The 16298-nt window shown below is 65.2% G+C and carries 18 protein-coding genes; 7 read left to right on the top strand and 11 right to left on the bottom strand.

Features of this window, described 5'->3' with window-relative positions:
- Positions 1-5: 5 nt before the first annotated feature.
- Positions 6-1361, top strand: coding sequence for a type I glutamate--ammonia ligase (gene glnA / locus BLT27_RS06570; RefSeq protein WP_089732249.1), 1356 nt, complete (start codon positions 6-8; stop codon positions 1359-1361).
- A gap of 51 nt (positions 1362-1412) precedes the next feature.
- Here the strand turns inward: glnA and BLT27_RS20145 are convergent, their stop codons facing one another.
- The 3 genes from BLT27_RS20145 to BLT27_RS06555 form a co-directional block, all read right to left on the bottom strand.
- Positions 1413-2081 carry a hypothetical protein gene (locus BLT27_RS20145; protein WP_089732248.1) on the bottom strand — a complete coding sequence of 223 codons (669 nt, stop codon included), beginning with the start codon at positions 2079-2081 and terminating at the stop codon, positions 1413-1415.
- Entirely contained in the window at positions 2074-2958 is an 885-nt protein-coding gene (locus BLT27_RS06560; protein ID WP_175526405.1) for a YihY/virulence factor BrkB family protein, read from the bottom strand. Before BLT27_RS06560 ends, BLT27_RS20145 begins: the two co-directional genes overlap by 8 nt.
- A gap of 112 nt (positions 2959-3070) precedes the next feature.
- A complete protein-coding gene (locus BLT27_RS06555; protein ID WP_089732246.1) occupies positions 3071-4180 on the bottom strand; it encodes a tRNA (guanine(26)-N(2))-dimethyltransferase in 1110 nt (369 codons plus the stop codon).
- Positions 4181-4341: 161 nt separating this feature from the next.
- Here BLT27_RS06555 and BLT27_RS19050 point away from each other — a divergent pair, with 161 nt between their 5' ends.
- A complete protein-coding gene (locus tag BLT27_RS19050) occupies positions 4342-5526 on the top strand; it encodes a hypothetical protein (RefSeq protein ID WP_139172268.1) in 1185 nt (394 codons plus the stop codon).
- 23 nt (positions 5527-5549) lie between these two features.
- Here the strand turns inward: BLT27_RS19050 and BLT27_RS06550 are convergent, their stop codons facing one another.
- Positions 5550-6788, bottom strand: a complete 1239-nt coding sequence (locus tag BLT27_RS06550; protein WP_089732245.1) for a twin-arginine translocation signal domain-containing protein — start codon at positions 6786-6788, stop codon at positions 5550-5552.
- 116 nt (positions 6789-6904) lie between these two features.
- Between BLT27_RS06550 and BLT27_RS06545 the strand changes: the two genes are divergently transcribed.
- Positions 6905-7270 (top strand): hypothetical protein, encoded by a 366-nt coding sequence (locus BLT27_RS06545; protein WP_089732244.1) that lies wholly within the window; start codon positions 6905-6907, stop codon positions 7268-7270.
- On the opposite strand, the gene BLT27_RS06540 is transcribed toward BLT27_RS06545, so the two are convergent.
- Positions 7267-8805 (bottom strand): PPC domain-containing protein, encoded by a 1539-nt coding sequence (locus BLT27_RS06540; protein WP_089732243.1) that lies wholly within the window; start codon positions 8803-8805, stop codon positions 7267-7269. The two genes, BLT27_RS06545 and BLT27_RS06540, sit on opposite strands and share 4 nt — an antisense overlap.
- A 306-nt stretch (positions 8806-9111) precedes the next feature.
- Positions 9112-9774 carry an imidazole glycerol phosphate synthase subunit HisH gene (gene hisH, locus BLT27_RS06535; RefSeq protein ID WP_089732242.1) on the bottom strand — a complete coding sequence of 221 codons (663 nt, stop codon included), beginning with the start codon at positions 9772-9774 and terminating at the stop codon, positions 9112-9114.
- A gap of 380 nt (positions 9775-10154) precedes the next feature.
- Between hisH and BLT27_RS06530 the strand changes: the two genes are divergently transcribed.
- From BLT27_RS06530 to BLT27_RS06520, 3 genes are read left to right on the top strand one after another with little or no spacing between them, the layout of a single operon-like run.
- On the top strand, positions 10155-11084 hold the full coding sequence (locus BLT27_RS06530; protein WP_089732241.1) for a PhnD/SsuA/transferrin family substrate-binding protein: 930 nt from the start codon (positions 10155-10157) through the stop codon (positions 11082-11084).
- A 37-nt stretch (positions 11085-11121) separates the two neighbouring features.
- Positions 11122-11877, top strand: coding sequence for a phosphonate ABC transporter ATP-binding protein (gene phnC, locus BLT27_RS06525; RefSeq protein ID WP_089732240.1), 756 nt, complete (start codon positions 11122-11124; stop codon positions 11875-11877).
- Position 11878: 1 nt separating this feature from the next.
- Positions 11879-12928, top strand: coding sequence for a PhnE/PtxC family ABC transporter permease (locus tag BLT27_RS06520; RefSeq protein ID WP_089732239.1), 1050 nt, complete (start codon positions 11879-11881; stop codon positions 12926-12928).
- Here the strand turns inward: BLT27_RS06520 and BLT27_RS06515 are convergent.
- From BLT27_RS06515 to BLT27_RS06505, 3 genes are read right to left on the bottom strand one after another with little or no spacing between them, the layout of a single operon-like run.
- Positions 12925-13524, bottom strand: a complete 600-nt coding sequence (locus tag BLT27_RS06515; protein WP_089732238.1) for a uracil-DNA glycosylase — start codon at positions 13522-13524, stop codon at positions 12925-12927. The genes BLT27_RS06520 and BLT27_RS06515 overlap by 4 nt on opposite strands.
- Positions 13525-13583: 59 nt before the next feature.
- On the bottom strand, positions 13584-14138 hold the full coding sequence (locus BLT27_RS06510; RefSeq protein WP_089732237.1) for an endonuclease dU: 555 nt from the start codon (positions 14136-14138) through the stop codon (positions 13584-13586).
- A gap of 4 nt (positions 14139-14142) precedes the next feature.
- A complete protein-coding gene (locus BLT27_RS06505) occupies positions 14143-14319 on the bottom strand; it encodes a DUF5786 family protein (protein ID WP_089732236.1) in 177 nt (58 codons plus the stop codon).
- A 143-nt stretch (positions 14320-14462) separates the two neighbouring features.
- Here BLT27_RS06505 and BLT27_RS06500 point away from each other — a divergent pair, with 143 nt between their 5' ends.
- Positions 14463-15077, top strand: a complete 615-nt coding sequence (locus BLT27_RS06500) for an MBL fold metallo-hydrolase (RefSeq protein ID WP_089732235.1) — start codon at positions 14463-14465, stop codon at positions 15075-15077.
- Between the two features lie 63 nt (positions 15078-15140).
- Here BLT27_RS06500 and BLT27_RS06495 read toward each other — a convergent pair whose 3' ends face one another.
- Both BLT27_RS06495 and BLT27_RS06490 read right to left on the bottom strand, forming a co-directional pair.
- On the bottom strand, positions 15141-15290 hold the full coding sequence (locus BLT27_RS06495; protein WP_089732234.1) for a 50S ribosomal protein L40e: 150 nt from the start codon (positions 15288-15290) through the stop codon (positions 15141-15143).
- A gap of 487 nt (positions 15291-15777) precedes the next feature.
- On the bottom strand, positions 15778-16275 hold the full coding sequence (locus tag BLT27_RS06490) for a DUF367 family protein (protein WP_089732233.1): 498 nt from the start codon (positions 16273-16275) through the stop codon (positions 15778-15780).
- Positions 16276-16298: the final 23 nt, after the last annotated feature.

Raw genomic sequence — 16298 nt, 5'->3', positions numbered from 1 at the left:
GAAAGATGACAAGCGGAAACTTCAGTGCGGAGGAGGAAGCTGTGCTCGAACAGATCGAGGAAGAGAACGTGGACTTCCTGCGGCTCCAGTTCACGGACATCCTCGGGACCGTCAAGAACGTCTCCGTCCCGGCGAGCCAGGCCGAGAAGGCGTTCGAGGAGGGGATCTACTTCGACGGGTCGTCCATCGACGGCTTCGTTCGCATCCAGGAGTCGGACATGCGGCTCGACCCCGACCCGACGACGTTCGCGATCCTGCCGTGGCGGAACACTGACGAGAGCGCGGCGGCCCGGCTCATCTGTGACGTGATCAACACGTCCACCGACGAGCCGTTCTCCGGCGACCCGCGTGGCGTCCTCAAGCGTGCCATCGAGCGCGCCGAGGAGCTCGGGTACACCGTCAACGCCGCCCCCGAGCCGGAGTTCTTCCTGTTCGAGGAGGACGAGGACGGCTACGCCACCACGGAGACCAGTGACGCCGGTGGCTACTTCGACCTCGCCCCGAAGGACCTCGCGAGCGACGTCCGCAAGGACATCATCTTCGGGCTGGAGTCGATGGGCTTCGACATCGAGGCCTCCCACCACGAGGTCGCAGAGGGCCAGCACGAGATCAACTTCGAGTACGACGACGCCCTCTCGACCGCCGACAACGTCGCGACGTTCCGCTCCGTCGTCCGCGCCATCGCGGCCGAACACGGACAGCACGCGACGTTCATGCCCAAGCCCATCCCGCGCATCAACGGCTCCGGGATGCACACACACCTCTCGCTGTTCACCGAGGACGGCGAGAACGCGTTCCACGACGACGACGACGAGTTCAACCTGAGCGAGACCGCCAAGCAGTTCACCGCGGGCATCCTCGAGCACGCGCCGGCCATCACCGCCGTCACGAACCCGACGGTGAACTCCTACAAGCGCCTGGTGCCGGGCTACGAGGCACCGGTGTACGTCGCGTGGTCCGACCGGAACCGCTCCGCGCTCATCCGCAAGCCCGCCGCCCGCGTCCCGGCGGCGAGCCGCATCGAGGCGCGCTTCCCGGACCCATCGTGTAACCCGTACCTCGCGTTCGCGACGCTCATCCACGCCGGCCTCGAGGGCATCGAGCAGGACCTCGACTGCCCGGACCCCATCCGCGAGAACATCTACGAGTTCGACGAGGCAAAGCGCGAGGAGTACGGCATCGAGACGCTCCCGACCAACCTCGGGGAGGCCGTCGACGCACTCGAGGAGGACGAGGTCGTCGCCAGCGCACTCGGCGAGCACGTCTACGAGAAGTTCACCGAGGCAAAGCGCGCCGAGTTCAAGGACTACCTCGTCGACGTCTCCCAGTGGGAGATCGACCGGTACCTCGAGAAGTACTGAGTCCGCACGAATCCGTTTTTCCGCCGCGTCGCCGCACACTCCGAGCGCCGCCTAGCTCGACCGCCACTCCTGCACCCGGTCCCGGAGCCGTCCCGGGATGCCGAGCACGGAGAACGTCAGCCCGAAGAGGACGAACAGCACGTACAGCCCGAGCGTCGACAGCCAGATGATGATCATCGCGAGCACCACCCAGCCGTCGCCCTGCAGTCGTGGGGTGTACAGCAGCCCCAGCGTCATCACCGTGCCGTAGAGCAGCACGACGTACGGGCCCCAGCCGCGGGCGTGGCCGCGACGCAGCTTCCGTCGCACGTAGCGCTTGAGCTCGCTCCGCATCTCGTCGCGGTCGACCGTACGGGACTGGACGTCGTCCTCGAACTCGTCGAGCTCCTCGCGAAGGTCGGCGACGGAGTCCTTGCTCGCGCGGCTGCCCTCGACCTCGTCCTCGAGCTCGGCCAGCCGCTCGTACAGCCGGTCGATCTGGTCGGTCCGGTCGTCGTCGTCGCCGGAGCCACCGCTGCCGGTGCCGCCGTCGCCGTCTGGACCCCCATCGCCGGGCTCGTCGCCACCCACGCCGCCAGCGTCGTCGGAGGTGTCGGCGTCGTCTGCGCCGTCGCCCGCGGGCTGCTCCGTGCCCGCGCCCTCCTCGCTCGCTGGTGCGTCGTCGTCCTCGGTTGCGTCGGTGCCCTGCTCGGTGGGGTCGTCCGTCTCGTCCTCAGGCATCGTCGCTGTTCCTTGTCGCTTCGTCCTGTCGCAGGCCCGCGGTTTGAAGGTGCCGGTCGAGACTCGCGTCGAGGTCGTCCGTCGCGAGACTGCGGCCCGCGAGCACGGCGTTCAGCGACGCCCCGACGAGCAGGACGAGTGCTCCGAGGTAGAGCCACGTCACCAGCAGCAGGATGCCGCCGACGACGCCGTACACCGCGTAGGCCGTCGCGTACTCCGTCGTGTAGACCGAGAAGACCAAGCTCAGAACGGCCCAGCTGACCGCCGCGAACACCGACCCGGGGAGTGCCTCCTCGACGCTCACGTCGGCGTGCGGGAAGAGGTAGTACAGCGGGAAGAACACGAGCCCGAGCGTGACGACGGTGACGACCGCCCCGACCAGATTCCCGTACGGCAGGTCGACCAGGTTCACGGCCACCGTGACGCCCACCGCGACCGTGCCAGCGAGCGTGACCGCCGCGAGCCCGATAGCGGCCTCCACGAGCTGTTCGGCGAGCGGTTCCTCCAGCCCTTGCCCGTACACCGCGGAGAACGACCGGTCGATGGCGCGGAACACCTTCAGCGCGCTCCAGACCAGCACCACGAGCCCGACGATGGTCGCGCCACTGCGCCCATCGCTGCCGACGAGTGCGTCCCGCAGCACCTCCTGGCTCGCGGGCGTGAGCGTCTCGCTCGCCATCCCGACGACGTCCGTCGCCAGCGCCTCGCCGCCGAGTGCCGTCGCCACGGCGGCGACGAGGAGCGCGAGAGGGAACAGCGAGACGAACGCGTAGTAGGCGATGGCCGCCGCGAGGAACGTCAGCTGCTCGTCGCGAGCGATGGTGACGACGGCCGTGACGAGGAACCGGACGCGCTGGATAGCTGGCGGGAGTGACACGGGTACGGGTACGACGACTCCCACAAAAAGGCCGTCGCCACTGTGGCTCGGGTTCGCCCTGGAACCGCTCGGTTCGGCCAGCTGTCCGGCCGAGCAACGGACGCCCAGCCGGTCAGCGATCTTCGGTCGCCGCTTCCATCTCCGGAATCGACGCGTCGCTCTTGAACGTCGTGCCGCCGTAGTGCGCTCGCGACGCGGCGAACCCCGACTCCCGGAGCGCGTCGAGGAACTCGTCCATCCCGCTGGCACCGCGGCCCCAGAGCTTGCAGAGGCGGTGCTGGTCGTAGTGGCTCGGCTCGTCGAGCTCGGCTTCGAGGGTATCACAGAGGTCCTGCGCGCGGTCGGCGGTGCCCATGTCGTCGGTGACCCGGTCGCGCACGTCGGCGACGAACTCGGGGTCGCGGTAGGGGCCGAGCCAGACCGGCCCGGCGGTGAGCACCCGGTTGCCGTCGCAGCGGGGGCAGGTCTCGGGTGGGTGGGGTATCAGTCCCTGCTCGGGCTCGCGCCGGAGGCAGTCCTCGCAGTGGTGGAGGAAGCCCAGTTCGTCCACGCTCTCGTTGGCGTCGGTCGCCCGCCCCGAGAGGTCGAGGTAGGTGCGGACGTAGTGGTTCGTCGCGTGTGTCAGCAGCGGCGTGATGCCGGTGTCCCAGCGTGCGCCGGCCCGCGCCAGCGCGCCGAGCAGGATACGGACGCCCATCTCGGCGTGGTAGTCGGTGTTGCGCGGGACGGCGGCGTAGGAGCGCACGCCGGAGTCGAAGTGCGCGCCACAGAGCGGGGCGGTGTCCGTCGCGGTGACGCAGAGCAGGTCCCGGGTGTTGGCGAAGGCGGCGTCGGCGAAGGGCATCGGCGTGCCGAACGGGTCCAGGTCCACGACGTCGAAGTAGTCCTCGTGCATGAGCGCGTTGACGTTCCGGTGAACCACCTCGGCGTCGAGGTCGTTGCGTGCGAGGTTCTCCCGGGCGAGTTCCACGGCCTCCTCGTCCACGTCACAGCAGGTCACGTTCCAGCCCTCGGCGGCGGCCCGGGCCCCCCTGATTCCCGAGGCCGTCATCGCGTCGAGATAGGTGTCCGCGCGCTCCTCGTGCTCGCGGTACGCCCGGAGGACCGCGACGGTCAGATCGCGGTTGAACTCCTGGACCGGGTTGAAGAAGACCGACTCGTGGGTGCCCTCGCCGTCCTGTGCGGGCACCGAGACCGTGACGTTGCCCTCCGTGACGTCCATGCGGGTTCGTGCGCGGCGGTGGGCGAAAAGGGATGCGATGTGGTCGTTTTACCTCCGCTCTCCACGAACACAAGTTGTTTGTAGGCACTATTGGTACTGGCTATTAGAAATTCATGAAGTTGAGAGGTTCGAAACTTGAACGAATGGGGCGACGTCGATTTATGAAAGTAGCTTCAGCAATCGGAATCTCGACATCATGCCTCCGGTTTGGCACCCAAGAGGGACTGGTCTCTGCAATGGGGGATCCGTCTGAAGAAGTCTCATACGTAGAGCGCCTGAGAGTGGTAGAAGACGACGACGGGAATCCAATCAGGAGAGAACCAATATACAATTCTATTTCTCGCGACGAGTGGATACGAGTCGAAACCGCATCCGAAGCCCAGAGCAGAATTTATCGACTCCTAAGACAAGAATTTCCCCGGTCACCAGAACTCAACGCCCATAAGGTCGAATCAGACCAGAGTCCAATTGGGTACGAAATTGTCGTTCGGTATCCGGTAGCTTCTGATTCGGGTGGGTCGGAAGTGACTCCGCATGCATCGGCTCAATCTGTAGCGGAGGCCCTCCCAAATACGCTTGAAATAACCGTGGGTCGAGACGAATGGGCCGCTACCCGAAAAGGAATTCCTGTGAGGTTTAGTCGAACTCAGGTAGAGCGAGCAGCACAGACCGAATGTGGTGACAATGACGATACTCCCCCCTCGTACATCCACGACTGGTCCGATATTCCAGCAGGCTGCTGTGTGTGGGGATGGCCCGATGGAGATCCTGGAACTGCCAACGGCACCTTCTACCACCACAAATATGGTGAATACTGTTTGATCGCAGCAGGACATTGTGTCCAAGCACCCGAAGCCGGCGAGCCAAACCCCAGTTGGGGAAATCCAGATTTAGACTCGCCTGATGGCTATGTGCTCGATAAAATTGACACGACTGACCGTGACTACGCGCTACTAAGAACGTATAGCCAGAACACACAACGTAGAATCCGGCATCCATCGACCACGACGACAGATTACGATATCTATGGGTCGATAACAGATCAGGGCATCCAGAATACATACGAAGCAACCGGGGAGACAGTCTATGCACAGGGGAATGTCCTGGAGAGAGTGTCGTCTCAAATTACAGAATACGACGAAAATAATGGGGGTGGAACACAACAAATCAAGTTTACAGCGGATGTGGAATGCGGTGATTCTGGTGGACTGATATTTGCAGAATCCGAAGACGGTTACGGGGCGTATATACTCGGCATCATTAATCAATTTTATTACCAAAACGGAGTAGATATCGGGAATACTGCTGAAGCAGTTGAGAACACGTATAACGGATTCTACCACTAGCTCCCAAGTTTCAATTCTAGAATCTATTCATTGTCGTTTTGGCTATATCTTTTCACAAATACTCGGTGTTCGTTCGTCACCCCTCGTCCAGCAAACTGTACCGTTGCTGTAACCGTACGCGGAGTCTCACTCAGGAGACGGAAAAAGCCCACCTCAGGCTCGTGTACCGTCTCATCGGACTCCTCTTGCACGGTCACATGATGGACCACGACATCTTCCTGTTCGTTCGGCTCCTCTTCAGATGAAACATAAATGTACTCTCGGTCCGACAATGGCGGTCGAAATTGATTCACTACCGCGTCTCGTGCCAAGTGCCAGCTCTCATTGTGGGCCCACTCATCGAAGGAAATGAACCCGTACTCGACAATCGTTTCTCCGGACTTCTTCTCCGGATAGCGGACCGTGTCGTTCGACTCGATGTACTCCAGTTCGGGGTCCTCGATCTCCGTTTCGGTCGTCACTGGTTCACCTTCCGCTCTCACCCGGTGTCCGGGTTCGAACGTGGTTGGAGTCCCTCCGGAATCGAGTGTCGTGAGACACCCCGTCGTGAGGGTAACGACGGTGCCGACGCTGGCGAGAAACGTTCGTCGGGAGGGCATATTCTTACCAACGGTGATGTTCATTAAACATCTTCGGGAACAGTAAGCGGAGCTTTCGTCGGTTTCGATCCACGTCTCGTCGAGGACGGCCCGCCGAACGAACACCGGAAACGAGCGGCTCCCCGACCGCTCCGCGAACTCGACGTGCGCGTCGACCCTGTGCGGGGTCTCGACGACGAGAGCCCCGACGGGAACGTCCGGCTCCGCGACGACGGTGCCTGCGTCGTCTCGGTAGGTCTGGTGTTCAGCAAAGACGGAGAACTCCTCGGAACCCGGGTCGCGACCGAACCCCACCGAGACGTGCGCCGTGGATTCTAATCCACGGTCGAGTCGGTCGAACACCGCCTCGACCCTGGCTTCCGCGCACTGGACCCGTACCCACTCGTCGAACGGTTCGTACCCGTACTCGGGGTCGTCCCAGCCGCTGGTCGTCGCGGGATATCGGACGGTGTCGTTCGACTCGACGTACTCGTACCGGTCGGCGGTGACCGTCTTCTCGAACGTGAGGCGGTCGGCCTCACCTCGGGTCCGTTCGCCGGTGGCGAGTGCGGCCGTCGTGGTCGGTGTCCCGTCGGACTCCGAGTCGCCCGTATCGAAGCTGCCGAGACAGCCGGCCGTGGCGACGACGGCGGTCGCTCCGAGGAACTGCCGTCTGGAAGGCATACCCTGACCAACGGTGATTTCCGATAAGTGCCTTCGGGTGCCGGGACCGAACTGTTTTCACACCTCCGACCGAACGACGGGACAGTGATTGAGGGCATCGCCGCCGGGTGGCTCGCGTGACAGATGAGGACCGCGAGCGCGCCGTCGAGGAGTGGCAGGCGGCTCTCGAAGACGCCGGCGAGCTGACGCCCGACGCGGTCGAGGCCATCATGGATGTCCACGGCGACCGCGGGAAGCACGCCATCGAGGCCGTCTCCGAAGGCCGTGTGAAACGGTACCGCGACTTCACCGTCGTCGTCGGCTACGAGGACGAGTACATCGTCGAGGACGGCGGCTGCACGTGCAAGGACGCCGAGTACAACCTGGACCCGGACGACCCCACGGAGCTGTGCTGGCACGCCCTGGCGGTGCCCATCGCCGAGCGGGTCGGCGCGATGGACCACCACGACATGTGGTACTCGGAGGTCCGGGAGTTCCTCTAGGCCTGCCTGACCGAGAGCTCGTACTCGAAGGTGGCAGTGGACGAGAAGCTGGCGGCGATGATGGTGTACTCGCCGGAGGCGGCCAGCTCGTACTCGATGCGCGAGTTGAGGCCGTCGTAGTCGTCGTTCTCCGCGACGACCTGTCCGCTCGGGTCGAGGAGGTAGAGGTAGGTGTCGCCCGGCTCGGAAGTCATCTCGATGTCGACGTACTGGCCGGCCTCGCCCTCGAGCGTGACGGGTTCGTAGTAGCCGTTGAACCGGTCCTCGCGGGGGTCGCCCGTGTCGATACCACCGGTCCTGGTCTCGCCGACGGAGATAGACCGCAGATCCGGCAGCTCGCCGCTCTCCGTGACCGACAGCTCGTAGCCGAACGTCGCGCTCGGGTCGGCACTGGTGGCGATGATGGTGTACTCGCTGTTCGCGGGGACGGCGAGCCGCGGGATACCGGTGTTGGGGCCGTTGCTGGCCGTGACGACGTTGCCGTCCGCGTCGAGGACCGCGATGAGGGTGTCACCGGCGTCCGAGCTCATCTCGATGTCGACCGTGACGTCGCTGCCGACGTCGAGGTCGATGAAGTCGTGGTAGCCGTTGAGCGCCGGGAGCTGGCTGTCGTCGCTGCTGAGCTCGCCCTCGATGGTCTCGCCGACGGAGATGGACTGCGTCGCGGTCGCATCGGAGACGGAGAGCTCGTAGGTGAACGTCTCCTCCGGCTCGAAGCTCGCCGCGACGATGGTGTACTCCCCTGCCTCGGGGAGGGTGACGCCGAGGAGGAACGAGTTGAGACCGCTGAAGTCGTCGTTCTCCGCGATGACGTTGTCGTCGGGGTCGAGGAGGTAGAGGTGGGTGTCGCCGTTCGCCGAGCTCAGCGAGATGTTCATCGACGTCTCGCTCCCGACCTCGAGCGTGACGGGTTCGTAGTAGCCGTTGAACTGGCTGCTCTGCGGGTCGCTGGTGTCGATGGTCCCGGTCAGGGTCTCGCCGACGTCGATAGAGCGCAGGTCGGACGGCACGGTGGTGAGCGAGAGCTGGTACTCGAAGTCGAGGGTGTCGCTGAAGCTCCCGGCGAGGATGACGTAGCCACCGTCGTCCGGCAGCTCGACCCCGCTGATTGCCGAGTTGAGGCCTTCAGAGTCGTCGTTCTCCGCGAGCACGTTCCCCTCAGCGTCGAGCAGGAAGAGGTAGGGGTCGCCGCTCGGCGAGGTCATCGAAATCTGCACCACGTCGCCGGCCGACCCGACGAACGTGTAGGGCTGGTAGTGGCCCTCGAACTCGGAGTCGGAGGGTGCGCTCGCCGTGAGCTCGGCCGAGACGCTCGCACCGTATTCGATGCGCGTCGCATCGCCCTCGACGGGTAGCTCGACTGGCTCCTGGGTCGCCGTCGGGGCGGCCGTCGGCGTCGAGGTTGCGGTACCATTCTCCGTCCCCTCTTCGGGGTCGGACTCTTCGAGTAGTCCCGTACAGCCGGCGAGGCCACCGGTCAGGGCTGTCGCCCCGGTCAGCAGGAACGACCGGCGTCGGGTGTCTTCGGGAGACATTATTGGAGAATTGAACGTTTCCCAGTGATTATCCTTTTGGCAGGTCGCCCTGCGGAATCTTACAGCCGGGGTTCGAATCCATATCGATGGCAGGCCCTTACACGCGTACGGAGCCGGCGTGCCACGTGCTATCGCTGTGCTCCGGTGGCTCGCCCTGCTACGGCTGCTGGTCGGTCGATGTCCGCCGGGGACCAGTTCGATACGCGACCGGTCGAGTGCCGATACGACGCTACGCTCTGGCGACGGTCAGGTCGCAGACGAACGTCGCACCCACGGAGAAGCTGGCGGCGATGATGCTGTACTCGCCTACTCGGCGCAGAGCTCGACGAAGTTCCGCAGGATGGTGAGTCCGGTCTCGCCGGACTTCTCGGGGTGGAACTGCGTGCCGAAGACGGTGCCGTCGTCGTTCGCCACGATGGCCGGGAACGAACCGCCGTAGTCGGTCGTCGCGACGACAGCACCCTCGTCGTCCGGGACGGCGTAGTAGGAGTGGACGAAGTATGCGTAGCGGCCGTCGACGCCCTCGACGAGGGGGTGCTCGCGCTGGACCGAGAGGTCGTTCCAGCCCATGTGGGGGACCGTCTGGCCCGCCTCGAAGCGGACGTTCCGGCCCGGAACCAGGTCCAGTCCCTTCACGTCGCCCTGTCCCTCGCGTTCGGCCTCCTCGCTCTCGGTCAGCAGCATCTGCATCCCGAGACAGATGCCAAAGAGCGGCGTGTCGGACTCGGCGACCTCGACGAGGGCGTCCCGTACCGACTCGGCGTTCTCCATCCCCTCGCCGAACGCACCGACGCCCGGGAGGACGACGCCGTCAGCGTCGCCGAACGCCTCGGGGTCGCTCTCGATACTGACCGCGGCGCCGGCCCGTTCGAGACCACGGGAGACGCTCCGCAGGTTCCCCAGTCCGTAGTCCACCACGACGATGTCCGCGAGCGTCTCCTGCTCGCGCGGCCGCGACTGCGTGCTCATACGGAGTCGTTCACCATCGCGGCGCAAGTGCGTTTCCGTTCCGGTCACGTTCGCCCCGGCGCGATTCGCTTCAGCGACGTTCGGTCCAGGGCACCGCGTCGCTCATTTTGCTGCTCGACCCCCCGGGGGAGAACGCGGCTCCTTGTCTACATAGCACACGGACTATGGACCCCTGCTGGCTCCTCCTTCACTGACGCCCAGCGTCCGCTCCCGCGGCTGTGTTGCCAGATGAACATCGAAACCACCAGCGGCCGTGTCATCGGTGCGTAGAACTGCCGCGTCGAGGCGTCTCGACACGTCGAGACTGTGACCTACGTAGTTCTATGTAGATAGATTAGGAACTTTTAATAGCAACATCAAGAACTATGAATTGATTCGCTATGGAAAGTCGACGCAACTTCCTCAAGGCCGCCGGCGCAGCGACCACGGCTGGGATGGTGGGTACCGCTGGTTGTATCGGTTCGTTCGGGGGCGACCCGTACGTCGACGGGAGCCTGACGTTCCTGATGTCCCCGACCGAGCCACAGGACCAGATGACAGCACAGTACGAGCCGATCGGCGAGCACCTCGTCGACCAGCTTGACCCCATCGGTGAGGACGACATGGAGATGCGCTACTCCGAGAACTACGGCGCGACGCTCGAAGGCCTCAACAGCGGCAACGCCGACGTCGCCGAGACGGGGCCGTTCGCCGCCGCACTCGGCGTCAACTCTGGCAAGGTCGACATCATCCTCCAGCGCAAGGCGTTCGGCGGCTGGGAGTACTCCAGTTTCATCGTCGCCCCCAAGGGCTCGGACATCACTGAACCCGCGGACCTCGAGGGTGCCGACATCGCCTTCGCCGACGCACTGAGCGCGAGTGGGTCGCTCTACCCGCTTGCGATGATCAAGGAGGAGACGGACCTCTCGCTCCCCGAGGAGCCCGGTTCTGCGACCGGCGCGGACTTCAACCCGCAGTGGACGACCCACATCGAGGCGTCCAACGCGGCAGCCGACGAACAGGTCGACGCGGCCGGCGTCGGCGACTTCGCCTACTACGCGAACGAGGAAGACCTGCAGGTCGTCGCGGAGCGCAGCGGCATTCCCCGCGCGCCGATCGTCGTCTCGCCCGAACTCAGCGACGACGAGAAGGAGGCGATCATCACCGCGTTCACCGACGCACCGGACGAGATGTACTACGGTGCCGACGGCGAGGCTGACACCGACGACGACGTGTGGTTCGACGATGTCCGCGAGCGTGGCGTCGACACGTACCAGCCGGTCGTCGATACAGCCGAGAACCTCGGCTACGGCGAAGAGATCTTCGGGTAGAACCGGTCGAAATCCAATTTCGTTTTAGCACCGCACAATGGCAACGATTTCCGTCAACAACGTATCGAAAATCTACGGCGACACAGTCGCACTCGACGACGTCTCGTTCGAAATCTCTGACGGCGAGTTCGTCGTCCTGCTCGGCCCGTCCGGAGCCGGGAAGTCGACACTGCTTCGAATACTGAACGGCCTCACGACGCCCACGGAGGGGACGGTCGAGTTCAACGGCCAGCTCGTGGAGGCGATGCCCACGAGCGACGTCGGGATGGTGTTCCAGATGCACTACCTCGTCGAGGGGCTCAGCGCGTACAAGAACGCTCTCTCCGGTGCGCTCAGTCGCTCCTCAACGGTCGGAAGTCTCCTCAACCGCTTTCGCGAGGAGGACAAGCAGATGGCGCTCGAGTCGCTGGACACCGTCGGCCTCCTCGAGGAGGCCGACCAGCGTGCGAGCAGCATGAGCGGCGGGCAACAACAGCGCGTCGGCATCGCCCGTGCGCTCACCCAGAATCCGGAGCTCCTGCTCGCTGACGAACCGGTCGCCAGTCTCGACCCGAAGGCCGCCCAGGACGTCATGGAGTACATGCGTCGGGCGGCGATGGACCGTAACCTCACCTCCATCGTGAGCCTCCACCAGGTCAACATCGCCCGCGAGTTCGGGGACCGCTTCATCGGCCTGAACGAGGGCGAGCTCATCTTCGACGGGGACCGCGAGGAACTGACGATGGACGTCGTCGACCGTATCTACTACGGCGACGAGACGGTGCAGAGCGACGAAGGAATCCAGCACATCTAACATGGCGACAGAAGATTCACCACGAGACGACGGCCGGATTCGAGAGAAGCTCGCACAGCTGGACCGCGCCTCCCGGAACCGGCAGCTCCTCTATCTGGCCGGAATCCTCGTTCTGCTCGCGGTGACGGCAGCCGGGCTGTGGTTCGTCGAGCTCACCGTCGGGCTGCTCTACCGGAACCTGCCGGGGTGGACCGAGTTCCTCGGGGGCTTCTTCCCGCCGGACTTCGTCGACCTCACGTCGCAGACAAAAGAGCGTGGTATCGGCGGGCTCGACGCCATCGTCCAGACGATACTGCACCCGCAGTGGTTCGTCTCGTCGGTCCTCAACGCCGAACTGGGCGAGGCGAGTGTGCTCGTCAGCGCGGCCGTCCTGACCGTCATCATGGGGTTCCTGGGGACGGTTCTGGGTTTCCCCCTCGCGCTCCTCCTGGGTATCCTCGGGTCCGAACGGGTCGTGCCGTTCCCGTTCAACTTCGTGTTCCGGGGCATCATGAGCACCATCCGTGCGGTGCCAGCACTGATCTGGGCGCTCATCTTCGTCCCGCTGACCGGCTTCGGCCCGGTCACCGGGGTGCTCGCAATCGGGACCGACACGATCGGCAACCTCGGGCGGCTGCTGACGGACGAGCTCGAGGAGGTCGAGGACGGCCCGATTGAGGCCGTCGGGTCGACCGGCGCGTCCCGTCCGCAGACGATCATCTTCGGGATGCTGAGTCAGGTGTACAACGGCTACGTCGCCTGGACGCTGTACGTCCTCGAGATCAACACCCGCATCGCCATCGGCCTCGGGGTCGTCGGCGTCGGTGGCATCGGGCAGTACATCGACGCGAAGATCAGCCTCGGTGCGTTCGGGACGCCGAGCGCGTACCCGCAGGCGGCAGCCGGGATCATAGTCGTCATCGCCATCGTGCTCACCGTCGAGATGCTCTCGTCGCGCATCCGGTCGTACATGCGTCCCGGCGAGAACGAGGGGCGTGGGCTGCTGGACATCATCCGCGGTCTGGGTGACACCCAGAAGTGGCTGGGGACCGAGAACCCCAAGAAGGACTAGAACTCGCCGAGACGGGACTGCCCGTCGCTCCCTTCCTCGCGACCGCCGACCAGGTCGGCAGCAGTTTCGAGCGCCGAGACGAACGTCTCCTTCTGGCTCGGGTCGTACAGCGTCGCAGCGGGGTGGACACAGACCAGCACGCGCCGCGGCTCGCCCTCGATGCGGACGTCTGTCACCCCGCCGGCCTCGTTCGTCACCGCGACGGAACGCCCGAGCAGGTGTTCGGCGGGCACCTTCCCGAGGGTGACGAGCACCTCGGGGTCGACGAGGTCGATCTCGCGCTCGAGGTGCGGCCGGCAGTTCGCGAGCTCTGCCGTGTGTGGGTCGCGGTTCTCCGGCGGTCGGCAGCGCACGCAGTTGGTGATGCGGACGGTCTCCCGGTCGAGACCGACCTCGCGGAGCGCCTCGGTGAGCACGTCGCCGGAGCGGCCGACGAACGGCTCGCCCTGCTCGTCCTCGTTCGCGCCGGGAGCCTCGCCGACGAACAGCACGTCCGCGTCGGCGGGTCCGACGCCGTTGACGATCCGGCTGCGCGAGTCACAGAGCGCCGGACAGCGCTCGCAGTCGTGGACCTCAAGCCCGTCCATGGTCTCCATACGCCTTCACGTGTGGCGGGCCCACCTAACCGCTACGCTCTGGGGCCGACCGCCCCCGACTACTGCCGTCGGAGTGCGTCGCCGGCGCGAGCGGCGAACCGGGCGACACGGAGCGGTTCCGGCCGTCCCCCTTCGGGCGTGAACGCACGGACCACGTCACAGGCCTCGCCGTCGTCGACGCCGACGGCGCGGACGTACACCGTCTCGCCGTTGACCCCGACCGGCGTTCGCGACGGCTGGCGGCGGTACACCTCGAGGCGGTGGTCGCGTGCGGTGCCGTCGAAGGCATCCTCGATAGCGGATTCGAGGCCAGTACTCGCCTCGAACGTCACCGAGAGGACCGGCCGGTCGACCGCGTCGTGGACCGCGTGGAGGTCGACGACGTTGTACCACGCCAGCGCGATACCGGCGAGGACGACGTAGCGGACATCCTCGCGGCCGAGTCGTTCGACAGTCTCGACGACGGCGCCGGTCGCGTCGCTCCCGCCGACCGTGCACGTCCCAAAAGAGAGGCCATCGACGGTGCGGTCCGCTCTGACGACGACGCCGGCGAGCGTGCTCACGCCGCCTTGCGTGGACTCGGCGATGCCCACCGCCCGCACGCCGGCTTTCATCCCGTCAGCCGTCGTCTTTGATGTCTTTCAGTCGGTCGATGAGTTCGTCGTTGCTCGCCCCGTTCTCGAACTCGATTCGTCCCTTGTGGTCGCTCTCGCGCGAATCGACCGACTCTTCGTCGAGGTCTGTGTCTATGCTCTGGTTGTCCTGTTCCGATTCGTCGTAGCTCCCGAAACCCATACACTGTACAATAATCGTGCAGGACTCAAAAAAACCACGGCGGAAACCCCGTTCGAATCACGTTCGGGAATGTCTACTGGAAACTTCTCGTACCCGTTGCAGGCTCCAGTCAGCACTTAAGTGATGCTGTCGTACGGCGGGGTATGGAAGTCCACAACGTCACTGCCGGCGCGGCGACGTTCACCTGCAACGCGTACCTCGCCGTCGGCGACCGGACGGTACTCGTCGACGCGGGGGCGATGGACGACGTCGTCGAGGTCGTTCGCGAGCACACCGACCACCTCGACGCGGTCGTGCTCACCCACCAGCACGGCGACCACGTCGCCCAGCTCGACGCCGTCTGCGAGGCGTTCGACGACCCGGACTGTTACGCCTACGGCGACCATCCGCGACGCACCCACGCCATCACCGACGGCGACGATCTCGTCGTCGGCGACGAGCGCTTCGAGGTGGTCTACACGCCCGGCCACGCCGCGGACCACGTCTCCCTGGTCAGCGGCACCAGCCTGTTCAGCGGCGACGTCGTCGTCCACGACGACGGCGCGTTCGACTACGGCAGCTTCGGCCGGACCGACATGGCCGGCCAGTCTCGCGAACGGCTCATCGAGAGCATCCGTACCCTGCTCGAGCGGACCCCCGACACCGCCGAGCACATGTACGCCGGCCACGGCGAGACCTTCCACGGCGACGTGCACGACGTGATCGAGACGGCGCTCGCCCGCGCCGAGAAGCGCGAACCGAAGTACCCCGACGAGTAGCCGCCACCCAGCGCGCGAGCGTCGTCACTCCCGGCGCTGGTGAGACGAGAAAGACGACTGCGATTATGCGGCGCGCGCTTCCTTCGCCTTCGGTCGGAGCTTCTTGTAGCCGCACTTGCGGCACTTGTCCGCCCGCTTCGGGTTCCGCGCGTTGCAGCGCATGCAGATCATCTTCTCGAGCGACCGTTTCTCCGCAGCCTCGAATCGTGCCATACTCGTCCCTACACCGTGCTGCGCGTAAAAGCGTTTCCGAGTGCGTTCGCGACTTTTTTGAGCTGTGTGGTCGAACGGGATCGGCGTCACTGCTGACGCACCTCATGCCTCCCCAGCCGATTCGCTCGGTCGCAGCACTCCACGGCTTGCTTGCTCACGGGTCGCTTCGCTCCCCGTTCGCCTCGCGGTTCTCACTCGCTTCGCCCGTTTCGAACCGCGCATCGCTCGCCGCTCCGTCTGGAGACGCTCCCTGGCGGTCGCGTCTCCCTCGCTCATCCACTGCGAGAGTAAGCTCTCACTGACCATCGGAATCGCTCCGCGATTCCGAGACAGCCGCGCGCGGGTGGTGAAGACTCGGCAACCATCGCTGAGCAATCATTCAAATACGAAGCCGGAGCCAGACCTGCCGTGACCTGAGTCCGGTCGCGCGGGGGCCGAGGCGGGAGCACGGCACACCCCTGCGTACGGGAAGCGTGCCGTCTGTTCGCTACTCTGCTTCGTCGGCGAGGTAGTCGTCCTGGACCGCGACGACCTCGCTCGAGTCGGCGCAGGCCGCGTAGCGCCGCAGCGGTTCCTCGTTGAGTTCGAGGAAGGTCTCGCCCCAGGTGAACTTCGCCAGGAGGCGCTCGGCGTGGTCGCGGTCGCCGAGGATGCACAGCGCCGCGGCCAGCGCCTCGACGGTCGTCAGCGCGAACGGCTTCCCGAAGTTCACCGGGTTCGCGGCGACGAGGAACGGGAGCGCCCGGTGCTCGCCGCGGAGGTCGAACGCATCCACGTCCGCGCTCTCCCACGAGCAGTCGAGCGCGACGAGGGTGTCGGGGTCGTCAGCCGGCGAGAGCGCCTGCTCCGCGTGCGGGTCGAGGACCAGCCCGTACGGGGTCGCCCGGTTCGAGCGGTGCAACTCGGCGAGGTCGAACTTCGCGAGCTTCCGGGCCGTGCACTTGTCGGGGTCGTCGTCGCCCTCGTACCGGACGTGGAGCTTCACACCTCCCGTTGCCCGGCAGTGGG

The sequence above is a fragment of the Haloarchaeobius iranensis genome, from assembly GCF_900103505.1.
Lineage (GTDB): Archaea > Halobacteriota > Halobacteria > Halobacteriales > Natrialbaceae > Haloarchaeobius > Haloarchaeobius iranensis.
The sequence above is the reverse complement of the archived record's forward strand: the minus strand, read 5'-3'. Positions and strand labels throughout refer to the sequence as shown.

Coding starts and splice junctions, on each gene's coding strand:
- glnA (WP_089732249.1), top strand. CDS start 6: ATGACAAGCGGAAACTTCAGTGCGGAGGAGGAAGCTGTGCTCGAACAG.
- BLT27_RS20145 (WP_089732248.1), bottom strand. CDS start 2,081: ATGCCTGAGGACGAGACGGACGACCCCACCGAGCAGGGCACCGACGCA.
- BLT27_RS06555 (WP_089732246.1), bottom strand. CDS start 4,180: ATGGACGTCACGGAGGGCAACGTCACGGTCTCGGTGCCCGCACAGGAC.
- BLT27_RS19050 (WP_139172268.1), top strand. CDS start 4,342: ATGAAAGTAGCTTCAGCAATCGGAATCTCGACATCATGCCTCCGGTTT.
- BLT27_RS06550 (WP_089732245.1), bottom strand. CDS start 6,788: ATGCCTTCCAGACGGCAGTTCCTCGGAGCGACCGCCGTCGTCGCCACG.
- BLT27_RS06540 (WP_089732243.1), bottom strand. CDS start 8,805: ATGTCTCCCGAAGACACCCGACGCCGGTCGTTCCTGCTGACCGGGGCG.
- hisH (WP_089732242.1), bottom strand. CDS start 9,774: ATGAGCACGCAGTCGCGGCCGCGCGAGCAGGAGACGCTCGCGGACATC.
- BLT27_RS06530 (WP_089732241.1), top strand. CDS start 10,155: ATGGAAAGTCGACGCAACTTCCTCAAGGCCGCCGGCGCAGCGACCACG.
- phnC (WP_089732240.1), top strand. CDS start 11,122: ATGGCAACGATTTCCGTCAACAACGTATCGAAAATCTACGGCGACACA.
- BLT27_RS06520 (WP_089732239.1), top strand. CDS start 11,879: ATGGCGACAGAAGATTCACCACGAGACGACGGCCGGATTCGAGAGAAG.
- BLT27_RS06515 (WP_089732238.1), bottom strand. CDS start 13,524: ATGGAGACCATGGACGGGCTTGAGGTCCACGACTGCGAGCGCTGTCCG.
- BLT27_RS06510 (WP_089732237.1), bottom strand. CDS start 14,138: ATGAAAGCCGGCGTGCGGGCGGTGGGCATCGCCGAGTCCACGCAAGGC.
- BLT27_RS06505 (WP_089732236.1), bottom strand. CDS start 14,319: ATGGGTTTCGGGAGCTACGACGAATCGGAACAGGACAACCAGAGCATA.
- BLT27_RS06500 (WP_089732235.1), top strand. CDS start 14,463: ATGGAAGTCCACAACGTCACTGCCGGCGCGGCGACGTTCACCTGCAAC.
- BLT27_RS06495 (WP_089732234.1), bottom strand. CDS start 15,290: ATGGCACGATTCGAGGCTGCGGAGAAACGGTCGCTCGAGAAGATGATC.